1 protein-coding gene is annotated in these 457 nt (G+C 28.4%); it reads left to right on the plus strand.

What is annotated here, in order from left to right:
• The coding region (locus V0R37_RS21840) for a hypothetical protein (RefSeq protein WP_420376520.1) at nucleotides 1-457 on the plus strand (457 nt) is incomplete at both ends.

The following is a 457-nucleotide window of genomic DNA, read 5'->3' on the forward strand; positions in this document are numbered from 1 at the left end:
CACCACAGGGTACTAAGAAAAGACCTCCTATAAAGTATATAGAAAGACTTAACACATATAGTGATATTGAAGTTATTAAAACCTATAAAGGGAATAATAATACTATAATATTTTATGTAAAAGGAAAACAGGGTACAAAACAGGTTTATAATGTAATAATATGGAATAATGAATTTGCATATGTAGAACCTCTTAGAATACCAGATGATGATTCTCTTGCTAAAGAATGGGAAAATGAAACTTCACCTATTCTAATTAATGTTGGAGAAAATGAATATTATTTATGGAATTCTTTACATACTCCTAAAGCTATTGTAGATGGTATTTTACCTCCAAAGAAGGAGTGGATATTATTTCCAATTAAAGATAGATATAGTACTACTGATACTATTGAAATCACTATAAAGGCTGAGAGTAATGGTATGAAAATTACATATTTTAGTACCTTTACCCCAAG

Origin of the sequence: Pollutimonas rozaliensis, from assembly GCF_048751585.1 — a bacterium.
GTDB lineage: Bacteria > Pseudomonadota > Gammaproteobacteria > Burkholderiales > Burkholderiaceae_B.